General features: G+C 43.8%; 19 protein-coding genes. 16 read left to right on the top strand and 3 right to left on the bottom strand.

Annotated elements, in window-relative coordinates; translation table 11 throughout:
- Positions 1-7 precede the first annotated feature (7 nt).
- From P3339_RS02255 to P3339_RS02310, 12 genes are all read left to right on the top strand, one after another.
- Entirely contained in the window at positions 8-358 is a 351-nt protein-coding gene (locus P3339_RS02255; protein ID WP_282952290.1) for a 2OG-Fe(II) oxygenase, read from the top strand.
- Complete coding sequence (locus tag P3339_RS02260; protein ID WP_020414334.1) at positions 345-944, top strand: prolyl hydroxylase family protein; 600 nt, start codon at positions 345-347, stop codon at positions 942-944. The genes P3339_RS02255 and P3339_RS02260 overlap by 14 nt, the downstream gene beginning before the upstream one ends.
- Positions 945-957: 13 nt before the next feature.
- A complete protein-coding gene (locus tag P3339_RS02265; protein WP_020414335.1) occupies positions 958-1,506 on the top strand; it encodes a phage tail protein I in 549 nt (182 codons plus the stop codon).
- A gap of 78 nt (positions 1,507-1,584) precedes the next feature.
- A complete protein-coding gene (locus tag P3339_RS02270) occupies positions 1,585-2,892 on the top strand; it encodes a phage tail-collar fiber domain-containing protein (RefSeq protein ID WP_020414336.1) in 1,308 nt (435 codons plus the stop codon).
- 17 nt (positions 2,893-2,909) lie between these two features.
- On the top strand, positions 2,910-3,536 hold the full coding sequence (locus P3339_RS02275) for a hypothetical protein (protein ID WP_282952291.1): 627 nt from the start codon (positions 2,910-2,912) through the stop codon (positions 3,534-3,536).
- 39 nt (positions 3,537-3,575) lie between these two features.
- A complete protein-coding gene (locus P3339_RS02280) occupies positions 3,576-5,084 on the top strand; it encodes a phage tail sheath subtilisin-like domain-containing protein (RefSeq protein ID WP_282952292.1) in 1,509 nt (502 codons plus the stop codon).
- A 33-nt stretch (positions 5,085-5,117) separates the two neighbouring features.
- On the top strand, positions 5,118-5,627 hold the full coding sequence (locus P3339_RS02285) for a phage major tail tube protein (protein ID WP_020414339.1): 510 nt from the start codon (positions 5,118-5,120) through the stop codon (positions 5,625-5,627).
- 98 nt (positions 5,628-5,725) lie between these two features.
- Positions 5,726-5,998, top strand: coding sequence for a phage tail assembly protein (locus P3339_RS02290; protein WP_282952293.1), 273 nt, complete (start codon positions 5,726-5,728; stop codon positions 5,996-5,998).
- Positions 5,999-6,171: 173 nt separating this feature from the next.
- Positions 6,172-7,887, top strand: coding sequence for a phage tail tape measure protein (locus P3339_RS02295; protein WP_282952294.1), 1,716 nt, complete (start codon positions 6,172-6,174; stop codon positions 7,885-7,887).
- Positions 7,884-8,324, top strand: a complete 441-nt coding sequence (locus P3339_RS02300) for a phage tail protein (RefSeq protein ID WP_020414342.1) — start codon at positions 7,884-7,886, stop codon at positions 8,322-8,324. The genes P3339_RS02295 and P3339_RS02300 overlap by 4 nt, the downstream gene beginning before the upstream one ends.
- Positions 8,314-8,523 (top strand): tail protein X, encoded by a 210-nt coding sequence (locus P3339_RS02305; RefSeq protein WP_020414343.1) that lies wholly within the window; start codon positions 8,314-8,316, stop codon positions 8,521-8,523. The genes P3339_RS02300 and P3339_RS02305 overlap by 11 nt, the downstream gene beginning before the upstream one ends.
- 10 nt (positions 8,524-8,533) lie before the next feature.
- Positions 8,534-9,502, top strand: a complete 969-nt coding sequence (locus P3339_RS02310; protein ID WP_282952295.1) for a contractile injection system protein, VgrG/Pvc8 family — start codon at positions 8,534-8,536, stop codon at positions 9,500-9,502.
- A 190-nt stretch (positions 9,503-9,692) separates the two neighbouring features.
- On the opposite strand, the gene P3339_RS02315 is transcribed toward P3339_RS02310, so the two are convergent.
- Positions 9,693-10,160 (bottom strand): hypothetical protein, encoded by a 468-nt coding sequence (locus tag P3339_RS02315; RefSeq protein ID WP_282952296.1) that lies wholly within the window; start codon positions 10,158-10,160, stop codon positions 9,693-9,695.
- 659 nt (positions 10,161-10,819) lie between these two features.
- On the opposite strand from P3339_RS02315, the gene P3339_RS02320 reads away from it, so the two are divergent.
- The gene (locus tag P3339_RS02320) at positions 10,820-11,302 is read left to right on the top strand and encodes a hypothetical protein (protein WP_282952297.1); all 483 of its coding nucleotides are present in this window, start codon (positions 10,820-10,822) and stop codon (positions 11,300-11,302) included.
- 325 nt (positions 11,303-11,627) lie between these two features.
- Entirely contained in the window at positions 11,628-11,948 is a 321-nt protein-coding gene (locus tag P3339_RS02325) for a hypothetical protein (protein WP_020414347.1), read from the top strand.
- A 791-nt stretch (positions 11,949-12,739) separates the two neighbouring features.
- On the opposite strand, the gene P3339_RS02330 is transcribed toward P3339_RS02325, so the two are convergent.
- Complete coding sequence (locus P3339_RS02330; RefSeq protein ID WP_282952298.1) at positions 12,740-13,171, bottom strand: LytR/AlgR family response regulator transcription factor; 432 nt, start codon at positions 13,169-13,171, stop codon at positions 12,740-12,742.
- Between the two features lie 1,378 nt (positions 13,172-14,549).
- Here P3339_RS02330 and P3339_RS02335 point away from each other — a divergent pair.
- Positions 14,550-14,822, top strand: a complete 273-nt coding sequence (locus P3339_RS02335; RefSeq protein WP_282952299.1) for a hypothetical protein — start codon at positions 14,550-14,552, stop codon at positions 14,820-14,822.
- A 68-nt stretch (positions 14,823-14,890) separates the two neighbouring features.
- Here P3339_RS02335 and P3339_RS02340 read toward each other — a convergent pair whose 3' ends face one another.
- Entirely contained in the window at positions 14,891-15,805 is a 915-nt protein-coding gene (locus P3339_RS02340) for a LysR family transcriptional regulator (RefSeq protein ID WP_282952300.1), read from the bottom strand.
- A 121-nt stretch (positions 15,806-15,926) separates the two neighbouring features.
- On the opposite strand from P3339_RS02340, the gene P3339_RS02345 reads away from it, so the two are divergent.
- Positions 15,927-16,649, top strand: coding sequence for an SDR family oxidoreductase (locus tag P3339_RS02345; protein WP_020414351.1), 723 nt, complete (start codon positions 15,927-15,929; stop codon positions 16,647-16,649).
- The last annotated feature ends 54 nt before the right edge of the window (positions 16,650-16,703 follow it).

The following is a 16,703-nucleotide window of genomic DNA, read 5'->3' on the forward strand; positions in this document are numbered from 1 at the left end:
TTACTTAGTGGCCGAGCCTGCGCGTATAGTACGCTATAGGCCAACCGGATTTTTTCGGTTGCATTCTGACTTACGCCATTGCCGACCAGGTGAATGGCGTCAATTAACTATGGTCATTAATCTAAATCACACTTATGGTGGGCAGCTGTTTTTCCCTCAGCAGAATGTCTGCTGTAATACAAATCCCGGGAGCGCGGTAGTATTTCCAGTATCTGATAATTACCTCCATGAGGCATTCCCGCCGGAAAATGATAATAAGTATATTTTGTTAAATTGGCTCTCTGCTTGTGAGGATATTCTTGCGGATAAGGCTGAACTAATAGGCATTAAAAAGGGAGCATCCCATGCTGCCGCATGAGTTAGCCTGCTTTAACCAGGGAGCTCTACCTCCAGCAATATGTGCAGAAATTATTGAGGCTGCTGAGAAACATGGTCGGTGGCTACGATCGGGTCAAGTTGGTTATACATCAGATAATTTTGTCGGCGATTCACGAACCAGTTCAGAAACTTGGGTTGAGCGCTATGAGCCACTGCTTTGGGTAAGGGATCAATTGATAGCGGCTGCTACACGTACTTTAGATAAATACTTAGGAAGTGGAGGACCTCAGCGTTACTTCTATGAGTCTCGTGTAATTCGTTACCAAATGGGTGAATACCTACGGGCTCACGAGGATAATCCTCGTCCGCTGAGTTTTCATGAAAATCCTGATCATGGGGCTCGTGCGGGGCACTATTACCTTGGGTGGCGCAAAGTATTCACCCTGGTCTTTTATTTGAACGACAACTATTCAGGTGGACAGCTAAAATTTTTGCAAAGTGGTCAGAATATCGCTCCGACTACTGGAGATTTGTTGCTGTTTCCACCCTCGGAGCTACATGAATCTTTACCAGTGTTAGAGGGTACAAAATATATTGTGACCAACGCGCTTTTTTATGCTGACTAATGGAGGGTAAATCTTGAATAACACTTTATTGCCACCCAATGCGAGCCAGTTGGAGCTAGCTGTAGAGTCTGTTATTGCTACCAGACTCAATGCAATACCGGTAAACATTACAGAACTCTATGACCCAGATAAATGTCCACCAACGTTCCTACCTTTTTTAGCCTGGCAACATAGTGTGGATACATGGAATGATAGTTGGCCTACCGCTACCAAACGTGCCGTAATTCGCTCAGCGTTTACTACACATACAACAAAAGGTACTCGATCTGCAGTAGAAACTGCAGCTGCAGCTTTTGGTGGAGATGTAGCAATTGTTGAGTGGTTTCAAACTGATCCTCCAGGTAAGCCTCATACTTTTGATCTGGTACTAAATGCTGTGGATGCATTTGGTAAGCCAGTGAGTGCTGAATTTCAGAAAGATATTGTGAAAGCGGTAACATATGTTAAACCGCTTCGTTCCCATTTCACTATGCGACTGGGGACACAGGCAAGTGCTACGACTTTATCTGTAGGTTTAGCGCGAGCTGCTGTATTTGACCGATTGCGGTTTACCGCGACCTAAACACTTTTCCCATAAATCTGCCCGCGAGTCACTCGGTATTTTTTGGCTGAGTGGCTCGCCCGTGCATGGAGTAAACCCGTGACACTCGCGCTAGTACTTACCACTGCAGGCCAGAAGGCCATTGTGGATGAGAATAACGCCGGTACTTTACCGGTAAAACTGTCAAAGATTGCCCTGGGTACAGGGCGCTGGAACCCGGATGCCAGTGCTACAGGGTTGCAACAAGAATTTAAAAGACTGCCTACCATATCCGGTAACGTAGAAGTTGCCAATGATATGCTGCATATCACCTTAAAAGATGAGAGCAGTGATATCTATGATGTTAATGAGTTTGGCTTGTATACCGATACGGGAATACTTTATGCCGTATATTCGGTAGGCCCTGGAGCTGACCCGGTAGGGAATAAAGGAGCCAATTCAACTTACTTGTTATCCCTAGATATCAAACTATCTGGTAGTAACGCGGATAATATTTCCGTTGGAGATACAGGCTTTAGCAACCCAACAGCTACCACAGAACGTGCGGGCGTTATTCCTATTGCGACTCAAGCCGAAGTTAATATAGGGAGCGTTGATGATAAAGTGGTAACGCCAAAAACGCTCCATCAGCGCTTGTCGGTATTGGCTCTTTCCAGCCACAGTCATGTTTATGCAACTACGAATCGAGATGGTTTTACCCGTTTGGCTACCCAGGAGGCTGTGGATGATGGAAATAGCTCAACACTCGTAGTTACTCCAAAGACACTGCAGAATAAACTCAATGATAATAAACCAGTAGCAGCTGGTACTAGCCAGAGCGGAATCGTAGCGCTGGCCAGTCAGAGTGAAGTTGACATTGGCAATGAAAAGAAAAAGGCCGTCACTCCAGAAACATTAAAGGGATATATCAATAAGCAATTTCCTGGTCAGTTAATTTATATCTGGGGCGGGGAGATCCAAGATTTGCCAGCTGGATACAAGCTATGTAATGGCAGTAACGGTACACGTGATTTGCGTAACCGATTTGTACTTGGCGCTGGGGACAATTATTCAGTTGGGGCGACTGGTGGTGCCACATCAGCAAGGACAAGTAAGAATGGTGCCCACTCCCACGCGATAACAGTTAATAACCACACATTGACCTTATCACAAATTCCTAGCCACCGGCACCATCATGATCTAGGTGCCTACACGAACGGAAGTACCGGAACATACCAGCAAAGATGGATACTTAAGTGGGATGGAGGTACTTGGGATAACGGGCTCAATACATATACCCGCTACAGTGGTGGTGGTGGTGCACATAACCACACGGCAAGCGCCTCTACTCATGATGGCCATGAGCACACTGTGGCGATTTTACCTCCTTATTATGCGCTGGCCTATGTACAGCGTATAGCACCATAAATTTAGAGGCAAAGATAATGCAACTGACGATTATGGCTACCGAGAGCTTAGTTACAGTGGATGGTAACACTGTGGAAATGGACTTGGCTGACTACGATATTCTCGATGCAGTGCACGCAGTACAGTTCGATGGCGTAGAGGGAGAGATTGAATGGCAAGACCCCATTCGCCCTAATGATGTAATTTTAACTCTCGATGATTTTAAGCAGGTAATTGCTGACCATGCCACTCTATGGGCAGAACTGCAGGTTGATACCCGTAGTGAGGAACAGAGACGTGCTGATGCTTTAATCAGCATCGATCACTTTGCCGGCCAAGTACGTGCTCAACTCCTAGGGCCCGGTGAATTTATGCATGAAGAACGTCGCCGAGCTTATGAAGTAGCAATAGCTTATGAGGTTGATGGATTTCCTGGCCCCACCCCTCTAGCTGTACAAGTACAAATGGATACTTCTGGACAAACTGCTGTAGAAGCAGTGGCAGAAATTAAATTCCAACATAGTGTCTGGCTCGAGGCACTCGACCAAATCCGCGATCTCCGCCTACGTGGTAAGGCTCAGATTTTGGAGCTTGCGGAGGGCTCAGACTATGGGGCCCAAGCACAACAAACTATTGATGAACTGGCGGCACTGGCTATCAGCTGATGTCTCTACTAACTGATCACTAAAAGCAGGAGCTATTCTATGAGCACCAACATTTTACACGGCGTAGGGGTAACCCATAGTGACGCCGGCGCACGCGATATCAACCTAGTCAAACTGGGTTGTATTGGTATTGTGGGGACGGCCCCAAATGCTGCGGCAGCAACCAATGCCTCTCTGACTATTGGCACTACTGAAGCAAATACAGAGCTTGTTTTTACGGCAGCAAGCCCTGGTAATACGGGCAATGTCATCAGTATTGAGTTTGTCAATCCAAATACCGCAGATGCTGTTCTCTCCATTAACATTAATGGTAAATCAGTAACGGTATCACTCGCCACAGATTCAAGTAGCAAGCTTATTAGCACAGCTGATAATGTTCGCACGGCATTAGCAGCAAATGCGGAGGCTTCAGCACTATTTTCTGTGGTAAACGGTGATAGTGATGGTAGTGGTGTTCTTTCGCCGCAGCCAGCACTCCGGATGTCTGGCGGTACCGATGAACCTTTCCCTCTCAACAAACCCGTATTGATTGCGGGTTCTGAACTGCAAGCATCAGCCTTGGATACATTGGGTACTGCTAAAGGCAGTTTACCTGATGCTCTTGATGCCATTTTAGATCAGGCCGGCGCTTTAGTTGTAGTAGTAAGGGTAGCAGAAGGCCCTGATGATTCCTCCACTCGTGCAAACGTTATTGGGGGCGAAAGTGCTGGCCAGTACACTGGCTTACATTCATTACGTGGTGCGGAAAGTGCCGTGGGGGAGCGCCCCCGTATTGTGATTGCCCCAGGCTTTTCGTTTGATTCGGCAGTCGCGAGTGAAATGAACGTCGTCGCTGATCGAGTTAAAGGCGTTGCATATATTGATGCCCCTGACACCGATGATGCTGCCGCAAAAGCATTTCGAACTAACTTCGGCAGTAAGCGTCTACAGATTTTTGATCCGTCCGTGCTCAAATTTGATAAGACCAGTGGAGATAATAAACGAGTCCCTCTGTCGGCGATTGCTGCAGGTATCCGTGCTAAGCGAGATAGCGAAGAAGGTTTTTGGGCATCCATCTCCAATCAGGAAATTTCAGGAATTGTTGGTAGCAGTCGCCCTGTAGATTTCATTCAAGGTGACCCTAATAGCCGCGCTAATCTACTGAATCAACATGAGATTACAACAGTAATTCGCCAAGGTGGTTTTCGTCTTTGGGGAAACCGTACTTGTTCTGCAGATCCCAAGTGGGCATTTGAAACGCATGTACGTATCGCCGATGCAATTGATGACAGTATTCAAGAAGGTGTTGCTTGGGCAGTAGATCGTAATTTAAATCGAACCTTTTTTGAAGATGTCGCAGAAAGTGTTAATAACTTCTTACGTCGCTTGACTCTGCTTGGAGCAATTCATGGAGGCACTTGTACCCCAGATCCAGAGCTTAATAGTACAAGTGAATTGGCTGCTGGACGAGTGTACTTCAACGTAGAATATACCCCTGTTGGTATCGCAGAGAGTATCCGCTTCCAAGTTGCTAGCACTAATCGCTACCTAACCGATCTGGTAGCTTAATTTAATATTATTTTCGACTGAGCGGGGAAACAAATGCAAGGTTTTATTTTTAAAGATATGGAGCTCTTTGCTGATGGTAAGGGGTATGCCGGTTTGGTGGAGGAGTTTGAAGCACCTAGCCTCAAAGTCGTTACTGAAGACTATAACGGGGGCGGTTTAGGGGCCGCTATTGGGATAGATATGGGCAGGGTCGAGAAACTGGAAGCTAGTTGGACCCTGGCAGGCTACCATGCCGAAACATTGGCCCAGTGGGGTCAAGCAGGACAAGCTGGTACACCCTTAACCCTACGCGCGGCAGCTCAAAGTGAAGCCGATGGCTCGGTGGTACCGGTGGTTATTAAGATGCGAGGGCTGGTGCGTACTTATGAAGCAGGTTCTCATAAGCCCGGTGAGATGAACAAACAGAAATACAGTGCGGAACTGCGTTATTACTCTGTGAGCATTGATGGCCGTCAAGTCGTTGAAATTGACGTGCTAAATGGCAAGCGTGTTGTTGATGGTGTTGACCAGACGGCAGAGCTTCGCGCTGCTATTGGCCGATAACCCAGGCTCTTAAGAATTTTCAATTCCCTTTTTTTATCACTCTCTAAATTGACTTGCCCACAAGTTCTTAATGCTTGTGGGCTTTTTTTGAGGAAAATATGTCCGAGAACGCAATTAAGCTGGATTTTCCAGTTGAATATCAAGGTATTATCTATTCCGAATTGCAAATGCGGCGTCCCAAGGTGCGTGACTTGCTAGCTATTGAGCGTAAACAAAAAGAATCAGAACGCAAACGCCAGCCGGTGGGAGATGGTGAGCTGGCGACTGAAACCTATGCCAATCTCTGTGAAGTCTCCCCCGCAGTCATTGAAGATATGGATGCTGCAGACTTCAAAAAACTAGATGAGACCTATGAAGGTTTTTTATCCTAAGCGCCTCTGCTATCCGAAGACTATTAATAACTCTGGCTAGCTGGACTGGCTGGAGTCTCACAGAACTCTCAAATATGAGTTGTGAGGAACTGAGTAGTTGGGTTGATCATCTGCCTAAAGATGAAGCTGTACCGAGGCAATCTATCTAATTTACCCCCTTTGGATCCGTATCCATGAGCAAGTTTTCCCTATTAGTGAGCCTAGATGGCACCTTAACGTCTGGATTTAAAAGTGCTGTTACACAAGGCCAGACAATGTTGCAACGCTTTAGTAAGTCTATTAACGAGACCGATGAAGCAATGGCTGCGGCCGAGGGTTTAAAAAAGCAACGAGATGGTCTTTCCAAACTGGAAAGGCGTTACGAGGCCAGTAGTATTAAAGGGGAGAGAGCTCGTCAGGTTGTTGAGCGTAAACGTAAGGAGCTTTGGAGAGCAGCCACAGCGGCTCAAAAATATGGTATCAGTGTTGCTAATGTGGATCGAAAATTAGAGCGCTTAGAAAGACGCTCGGCAGGCCTTAAATCCCTCGGGCGTCTACCTGGCATAGCTAAAAAATCCATCTCTCACTTAAAAGGCATAGGAGCAGGTGCAACCACCGCAGCTTTAGGGCTTTTCAATTTTGTAAAAAGTACGGCTGACTCAGGTAATCAAGCGATTGATACCGCTAACAAGCTTGGGTTCACTGTAGAGGGATTGCAGCAGTATCGTTTTGCCGCAGAGCGCTCAGGCATAACTGCCAAAACCTTTGATATGAGCGCCCAGAATATGATCAAAGGTATTACTGCGGCTGCGAAGGGTGATGTGAAGGCATCGTCTGCACTTAAAGATCTGGGTTTGGATGCACAGAACCTGGCCCAGATGAAACCTGAAGAACAATTGAAAGTTATAGCGGACGCTATGGTGACTATTGAAAGTCAAAGTAAGCGTATATCTATAGCGGATAAACTTTTTGGTTCTCAAGGTATCGACATGGTCAACATGTTAGGCGGTGGGAGTAGTGGGCTTGAGCAGATGCACCAGGAAGCTAACGCGACAGGTAATGTTTTAGACCGTAAACAACTTCAGCTTGCAGCGGATTTTAACACTAGCTGGCTAAAATTGACCACTACGCTTACTGGCTTTAAAAACCTTCTTGCTACTGAGCTGATGCCAACACTTATGAGTATGTTCAAGGATTTTACGCAGTGGCTACAAAAACCAGAAGCTAAAGAGTTTATCCGTAATTTTGCTCTAGGTTTAATCGAAGTGGTTAAAGGCGTTGGCTCTTTAGTCAGTAAATTTAGTGAATTTGGCGGAATAGCTAAGTCTATTGGTGCTGTGCTAACTGGAATAATGACTGTTGCGATATTGCCTTTTATTAGCTTGTTATCACTCCCTGGGATTATTATTGCAGGTATCGTTGCTGCCGTAGCCTTACTCTGGGTGCACTGGGACAAAGTTGTTGCAGCGGTTGGTAAGTTTGGAGATTGGCTTAAAGAGATTCGCGATAAAACTTTGGGTAGTTTATGGGATAAGCTACCTGAAGGTGCACGTAAATCCCTAACCAAGATCAAAGACTTTGCCTTCAAAATATTGGGTAAAAGTCCTTTAGTTTTGCTATTTCGTGGAGCCTCCTGGTTGAGTGGAAAGCTGTTTGGTAAAGAAGAGAATCCTGAAAATCAGCCAACGACAATAGACATGCAAGCAGATGTACGACCTCGAGGTGGCAGCAATATCATGGTACAAAACAGTATTAACTCTCCAATCAATATTTACCCTTCAGCAGGGTTAGATGAAGAGTCCATAGGACGCAAAGTAGGTGAAGAACTGGATAAACGTCAACGAAGCCAAGAAGCTCAGCAACGCAGTGTAATGTTTGACCTGGGTATAATGAATGGAGCGGCGACATGATGAATATATTAGAAACTTTGCTGAAATTAGGAGACGTTCCATCAGAAACTATGCTGAAATTAGGAGACTTTCCATTTGCTCTACAGACCGCTGGTTACGATCAGTTGCGCCAGGCATGGAAATTCAACTGGCAGAATAGTAACCGTCCTCGGGGGTATCCACAGCCTCAATTTACTGGGCAGGGAACACGTGACATTACTCTGAGTGGGACAATCTATCCTTTAGAGTTTGGTAAGCCTAATCAACTTCAAGAAATGGCAGATACTGCTGCTCAAGGAGAGCCTTTACAGCTTGTATCCGGAATGGGTGAAGTAATGGGGTTTTGGGCAATTACCAGTATAGAGCGCACCGACAAAGATCCATTGGCAGATGGAGTGGCTCGCTGTGTGGAGTTTTCTATTTCTTTGACGTATTACGGAGCAAAGTATGGTCACTGATTACCGTACAAGAGCTGGGGATGTCCTGGACCAAGTTTGCAAAAGTTACTATGGCCGAGAGTCCGCCGTACCGGAAGTGCTAGAAGCAAATCCTAAGTTAGCCCTTTTGCCTTCAGTGTTGCCAGAGGGCGTGCGTATAATTCTGCCAGAATTGAGCGATGCGAAGGTAAAAAGTCCAATGATTAACTTATGGGATTAGAGGTTTTTCTATGCAGCCGCGTTTTGTAATAGAGGTGGATGGTATTGAGGGAAGTGAACTCAACCAAAGAGCTCTAGGCTTCACATGGGTGGATAAGGCAGGCCAAACTTCTGATACGTTTAGTGTCATTTTGGATGATACGGAAGGTCGCCTAGCTATACCGCGAAAGGGTGTTTTAATTTCCGCTCAGCTAGGTTATGGCAATGACTTACAAATGTTACCAAGGTTTGTTGTAGATGAGATTGAATTAAGTGGGCCGCTGCGTCAGATGACTATAACTGCCCGTGGTAGCAACTTTCGTGATAAATTAAAGACGCATAAATCACGTAGTTGGGATAATCTCACTTTAAAGGAGCTAATCACAGAAGTCTGTAAAGATAACCGTTTAACTCCAGTTGTGGCTGAATCCCTAGCAAAGCACAAGTTCCAGCATCTAGATCAAACCAACGAAAGTGATATGAACTTACTTACTCGTCTTGCACTGGAAATGCAGGCTATAGCCAAGCTGGTAGAGGATCGTCTGATTTTTGTTCCAGTAGATGAAGCCAAAAGTGCCAGTGGTAAGAAGTTACTTGAGATGCAAATTAACTCAGATACATGCGAGAACTGGCGATTTACCCTACCCGATCGTAATCTCTATAGTGGTGTTGAAGCTCGCTGGCATGACCCGCTTACCGCTACAGAGCAATTGGTATTAATCGGCGATCGCAGTGGGGCGGTAGATCGGTTACCACAACTGAGATCTGGACCAACTGATGCGGAAACTGCAGCAGCTGCTCGTCTACGTAATCTAAACCGCCAGAGCGGAAAGCTGTCATTTACCCTGGATGGAAATCCCAATCTTAGAGCCAAAACCCCTCTGCGCTTAAGTAACTTCCACCAGCAAATTGATGGTATATGGACTGTGGATCAGGCTACCCACAGTATTGGGAAAAACCAGCGTTACACAACGCAAGTTCAAGCGGCGCTACAGCCATAGCTTGCTGAAAATTCGTAAGTATCAGAGTTATGTTATTAGCTTTACGGTCAGAGAAATAGTTTTCATTCACGGTAAGTATTCTCTGCTTTATAAGTGGGATAACTTCAAAATCGGCTAATACACCTCTCTCGATAATAGGTGATCACTTATTAGTTAAGTATGTGTAATAGTAGTTTTCTGAGGTTGATGTTTAACTTTTTTGAGCCAGTTTCGCAAGTACCTGAACAGAAACCCTGGCGACTAACTCTGAGGAAATTTCGCCGTTGTTCTCCTGGGCGTAACGATACAAGCTACCGTATGCATCAGCCAGTACCACGTCTGGTAAAGTATCCGGATCCAGATCACACTCATCGCGTAAATAGACCACGATAGCATTGACGCACTTACCAACTAGCAGAAAGTCAATTTGTCGTAATTCTGTTTCGCCCTCACCCGTCGCCCAATAGCCAACACTACTTCCCAGCGCATTGGCGATGCGTTGCTGCTCAACTCTGTCTCTAGGCAATACATCATTGTTAAGCCAAGCTGCAGCTGTAGTCTTGCCAATACCGAACTCCTTGCAGAAGCTAGACAATCGACCACGCCCTACGGGGTAACCTTTTTGAGTGAGGAGCTTATGTAAACGTTCACTAGCTCCCCGGCCTTTGGGATCTTTCAAAGTTTCACTCTTCTTACCAGTTTTCACTGTTTTCATGCTTCATTTTGTCTGTTGGTGAACCACTATCATAAGTCCATTATAAATGAACCTTTCAGCGGGGAACGAACGTCGCTTCCTTTAAGGCACAGGCACATTCTAATCGGTAGAACTCACTAAGCAACTATAGAGCATGTACTTTTGTACGAGAAGTTGATAACTCAGTCTACAGCTCCATCTAGCAAAAAATTACCCTTTTTGTGAGGGGTAAGCCCATTCGAGATGAACGTTACACAAAAAATCTAGAAATAAATGTTGATAAAAGTACGTTTCAAATGTACATTGCCCCACATGTTCACTTTAAGTGAACATGTGGGGTGGTCAGCTGTTGGCCTCTGTACTTTGACAAAACTCCTCCTGGCTTAATTGTTAGTAGGGAGATATTTATAGTTGAAATAACAACAAATACAAAGAACTAAAGCGCAACTGTCGTATTAAGAAAATTCTCGATCATTAAATAAAGGAAAAAAGGTCATACCGGCTAAATAAAAAAACTATCCACGCTGACAATGAAAAAATGATATCACTGAAACTTGAAATAATTTATTAATAGTTACTTACATCAGAGTGACATTCTAAAAATTATAGATCGCCCTTGTTCACAGGATTGGGACTATAAATTTATGGCGCAATTAGATAACAAACTAAAAAAAGCTTTAGAGCAACGCTTAGAGGAGTGGTTGCAATGGAGCTCCGCAGGGTATGACGGCCTTCCCCAAGGGTTATCAGGAGGCGGAAATATAATTGCTGCACTTATGTCTAGTGGTGGTGAAATAATACGATCAACTTCTCCGCATAATGGCTATCAATGCCCTCGAGCAGAAGAAGTAGATCGCTGTCTAATGACGTTAGGGCAGCTTCTATCTGAAGCTCGTCAAGTCGTAGAGTTAGAGTTACATGCTGGCAAGCCGGGCCTTGAAACTCAAGTTGCAAGAGCCAAGTCTATTCAAATGAGTCGTCGTCAATATGTGGAGTATCTCAATACTGGACGCTGGATGTTAGTTGGCATGTTGTTCGGAAAGGCTAACGCAGCAAACTTTAAAAAGACAGCGTTTGAGCAGCGCCAACCTCGCACTCCACGGATTAAAACCTGGCATGCAGAATAAGTATAAATTCATAGGCAGTTTCCTAATATGATTAAACACCCTACAGTAGGGCGCCCTCGCCGGAAGACAGATAGTCAAGGCCGCCTACAGTGTTGCATATGTCGCTACTGGCAAACTCCTGAGAACTACTATTTAAACTCCCAAAATAGTAGTGGTCGCGATAGTCGATGCAAATCCTGTGATAGCCTACGACGTAAAGATGCGCGTCAGAAACGAAAACGAGTGGCCATAATTACAGAGGCTAAAAGTAAATTTATCCATTGGAAAAGGCCTTCAACTGAAGAGTAAATCTAATCTACTGAAAAGTTATATGTAGGAGTTTTAAATGGATGCTACAGTATTAGGCATAATGATAATTATTGTCTTATTACAGATTGTTAATTTAGGTGATATGTTGTGGAATCGTTTTGGTCCAAAACTACTTTTAATTAATTATACTGTTAGTGGGGGAGAGGCAGAGAAAGCTTGGACTCTACATTGCAGTAATTTTGGTCGTGTTCGTGGACCTATCTCAGACGTTGGGCTAGACTTCTTGGTTAGTGAATTTGTTAAAAGAATGCAAGTAGATTACCCAGATATAAATGGCTATAGCTTGAATGGGGTAACGATATTAGATACCGCAGTACCGCTTCCCAAGGAAGATTAAATGTTTATATTTAATTAATTATAGTATGAAGATAAGTAAATGTGAAGTCTCTTGCTGAGATGCTAGTTATAAGTGAAGAAATTTATAGGTTTGCTAAGGCTGCTCGGAATAAGATATCTGCAGAAATTTATTTGTGTGTAATGATAGAGGCAACTTGAAAAGAAAGATGACTTAAGATTATCGGACAAATTTTTAATTGTAATTAAAAGAGCTTTATGTGAAATTCAAATTTTCATTTTTTAGAAAAAATGATGGTTTATGAATATATTGTATTAATTTTTATAATTATACTATTGTTCTAATAGGCCGGATGGCATATTGAGGTTTGTCTATATTAATTTTCTTATTGTGGAGCACTCATGAATGAACTTAGCATGACCATTAATCTATAGTATTTTGCTGAAGTTTTTTACCAAATTTTACTGCTTTTTTTGGCCGATATGACATTTTTCTGTTTAGGCTAAAAAATTTTTATTAATAGGTAAAATTAATTTATGTATTTAAACAAAGTGCCCATAAGGTAGAGTTCTGATTAAATTTTTTTGGTAGATGCGGTAAGCAAATATTATCCCCAAGCCAGATTTTTACATGGTTTTCGTAAGCTTCAAAATAAAGTATTTTTATAATTTAATATTTAGGATTTTTTGTTCTACTCTTTCTACGATACAATTTATATGTTCTAGGTTTACTGGCGGTGTTGACTCTCCAAAATGACGTCTGACTTTATCCATGGCTTGGGGAAAACGTTCATTACTGATTGATTTCAACGGATAGTCGGTTACATCTGATTCTTAACCTTTAAGTGCGTATTCTTGATAAGCAGTGCAAAGAGCAACCTGAGGGCGGTTAGCCAGTATGTTAATCATTTTCAGGCCGGATAAAACAGGCATGTGAATATCCAATGGTATCAGATCAAATTCCTGATCAGCTAGAAAAGAAAGTCCTTCAGCAGCCCTATAACACTGCTCTGCTATTTCAAGATCAACATGTATATGGCTTTGGTGTATATGGATATCATGAGCTAATGGTTCATCATTTATAATTAAGGTTTTCATAATTGTATTGTTAGTTGAGCATGCCAATGCTGTTCCTGCAACTACCCTTTGTAGGGTAAAACTTTTTGGTTGTCTTAATTGTAAACGATGTTTAATATTTTCCAGACCAATACCCACGGTGCTCTTATTGATAGATTGATCAGGTGCGCGATTAATAGATTCAAACATTAATTTGTTACTTTGCACATATAAAAGGATGTGATCAAAGCATTTATCGTGGCTGATTTCAGCACTATGTTTAAAGGTGTTTTTTACTAGTATAATCAGTAGTAGAGGCGGAATTTTTTTGATTCCTCTGGTAATTTATATCTATTCCAATCCTGCAGAGAAATTCTACTCCTAATTTTTTAGTTCAAAATAATTTTGTAAATAGGCAGGTTTATCTTTTAGTACTACTTCAGCTGTTTGACCCTGATACACCAAAGGCGTAGAAGGTCAGATAATATCAGCAGCATCGGTGCCGCTTGATTCGACTGCATTAAGCGTAATGCATATAGACTGTTTAGTGTATTAAAAAAAGTAGGGATTAACATGTTGTTGTAACATTCTTAGCTCAGTCTGGGTCTGTTCATTTGTCAGTTCAGCGAGCTTCCGAGTATTGTGTTCTCGCTCGAAGGCCAAAATTAAAGGAGTGGTGACTAACCAGAAAATCAAGACCACAAGCAAATTTAGTGTGTCGAAAGGTTTATGGTTTTCTGATGGTAATAAACTTAATGTAGGAATATTCAGGGGTAGTTGTAAGATAAGGGTGCCAAATAAAGGGTAAGATAGCAGTCAGGCCTATCGCCGTGCAGTTCATAAAACTGCATACCAATGGTTTGGCTAACGGTTTGGCTAATGATTTGGCCATTGGTTTGAAATGGGATTAAATGAGATAGAGCCTTCTTGGTGGAATCCATAGCTAAGTATATAGAGCTGTTGATGCTGGAACGTTATCAGGGAAGAGTTGCTATGGAAGGGCTGATCTCCTATGAGCGATAGCGATATCAGAGCGCCGAAGTCCATAGCCATAAGCCAAATCTTAGCCTGGTCAGCGCTGAGTCCTCACATGGCAGGTATTCTCGTGCTACTTTGGTTTTTGCTCGAGTGCGCCAGGTCATTGGTGACACACTTATTCTTGCTGCCTTAGGTGAATTGGGTGAACAGCATAGTTATCCAGCTCCACCAGCAAGCTCTTTGGATTTTTTTGAAACTCTAGTGGGCAAGGCTCGAGCCCAATGAGAATTGATTGAAACTTTATTTATCTAACCGGTACCTGTAGCCAACTGGTTGGAAGAATTGATCGCAGGAAAATCTTGGAAGCTCCCATTTATTTCTATGGTAAACCCCCTAACTGGAGGGGGATGTTATAAAATATAGTTCATCCTATTCTGGAGTTGGTTGGGTAGGTTGTGTCTGCTGCTGATCAAATTTAAGTATTATGAAGTACCTATTAATAATCGTATTGTTTTATTCATCTACATTATGGGCTTTGGAAATAGAACCTTTTCAAACAGATGGTTGTAGTGTTTTTCCTGATGGGACTGTTGAGCATGGAGAACTATGGATGAGCTGTTGCTTGGCTCATGACTACGCTTACTGGAAAGGCGGTACCTATGAAGAGCGCAAGCTGGCGGATGAAAAATTAAAAGCTTGTGTTGTTGGTACTGGTGAGGACGAAGTTGCGCTACTAATGTTGGTGGGAGTCCGTATCGGTGGGACACCCTTTTTGCCTACACCTTTTCGGTGGGGGTTTGGATGGCCTTATTTACGTGGTTATAAGTCGTTAACTTTGGAAGAGTTAGAGGCGATTAAGCGAGCTGATAAATCAGAGGAATAAATATTTTCCGAGACAAATTGTTAATAGAATTTTTTTGAAAACAAGAAGAAAAATAAGCAGGTGCGGAGTTAACCAGCCGGACCATTTTCCAGTAAGAGTTGATATGCGTTAGGGAAGCGCTCTTTTAGCCATTCCATAAGACTGCGAACTCTTATTAGCTGGTGCTTCAGGGGTGGGCACACCATAGACAATATCGTGGACTCTGACCAGCCAGGTAAGATTTCTACAAGCCTGTTCCCGGCAATATCTGCTTGCACATAAACATCTGCCAAGCGAGTCACTCCCAGGCCAGCCAATGATGCGAGATGCATAGCCCGGCCGCTGACGAGTTTAATTCCTTGATTAGCTTGAACAACCTGTTGGGCTTTACCTCGTGTCATGACCCATTGGTCAACACTGCCATAAACCAGAGGCACCAGGGAAAGGTCAGAAGGTTTGGTTATAGGCCCGTGGGTACTTAAAAAGTCGGGGCTCGCGACATATCGGGTTTTAATATTATGCAGCTTGCGCACTATCAGCGATGAGTCCGGCAGCGTACCCATACGGATGACCAGGTCGTATTGCTCTTCAACCAGGTCTACACGTACGCTGGAAAAGTCTAAGTGAACCCGCACTTCGGGATATTTACGCTGGAAATCTATCACGAGTGGCGCAATAAGCTCTTCACCAATCACCCCGCCAACAGCATTTATCCGAATACTGCCTTTAATCCCTGCTTTGCTCTGAGATGCCCACTCCGCGGCAGTATCCAGCTGCTGCATTGCCAGTTTACAACGCTGGTAATAGCCCTCACCGATTTCCGTCAGCCGCAACTTGCGGGTGGTGCGGTAAAGGAGTTGGACTCCGAGAGCAGCTTCCAACTCAGATACTTGCTGGCTCAGATTGGCCTTGGAAAACCCACTGTGCTCGGCGGCGGCAGTAAAGCTCCCATATTCTGCTACAGATAAAAAGGCCCTGATGGCTCGCCAGGATAGCTTGTTCATTAAAACCAAACAATGTTTTCAGATTGGTGAGGATAATCATGATAGTCGTAAATCCTATACTTGGTCCATCAAATGAGTGCCGAAAGATAGACCGGGTATGGAAAAGAAAAGAGAGATTGTTATGACCAAACCACTTATTGTGATTACTGGAGCCAGCTCAGGCATCGGCGCCACCATCGCTCGGCATATGTCAGATGCTGGATATCCCCTTCTACTGTTGGCGCGCCGTTTGGAGAAGATGGAATCCCTTAATCTACCTAATACCTTGTGTAAGAAGGTAGATATCACCGATCGAGAGGACCTTGAAGCAGCAATTAGAGAAGCTGAACATCAATTTGGCCCTGTTGATTGTTTGATTAACAATGCCGGTATGATGCTTTTAGGTAATGTGGAAACCCAAGACCCTACTGAATGGAGGCAGATGTTTGATGTGAATGTGCTTGGAACTCTAAATGGTATGCAGGCAGTACTTGGTGGCATGAAAAACAGAAAGCGTGGCAGTATTATCAATATCAGTTCACTGGCAGGAGTGAAAACCTTTATTAACCACGCTGCTTATTGTGGGACCAAATATGCGGTTACGGCCATTGGTGAGACGGTACGAGAAGAGGTCGCATCCAGTGGCGTACGTGTGATGACAATAAGTCCAGGTGCAGTGGAAACTGATCTTGTAAGCCATACCACTTCACAGGCAATTATTGACGACTATCTAAAGTGGAAGGATTCTATTGGTGGCGCAATAAATGCAGATGATATAGCACGCGCAGCACTATTTATGTATTCACAGCCTCAACAAGTAACTATCAGAGAAATCCAGATAGCACCTACAGGACAAGAGCGCTAATAGTTAATCCCAAGTATAATTTAGGCCTCTCTTTTATAGGGGCCTACAACAGTT

The organism is Microbulbifer sp. MLAF003 (assembly GCF_030012965.1).
Lineage (GTDB): Bacteria > Pseudomonadota > Gammaproteobacteria > Pseudomonadales > Cellvibrionaceae > Microbulbifer > Microbulbifer variabilis.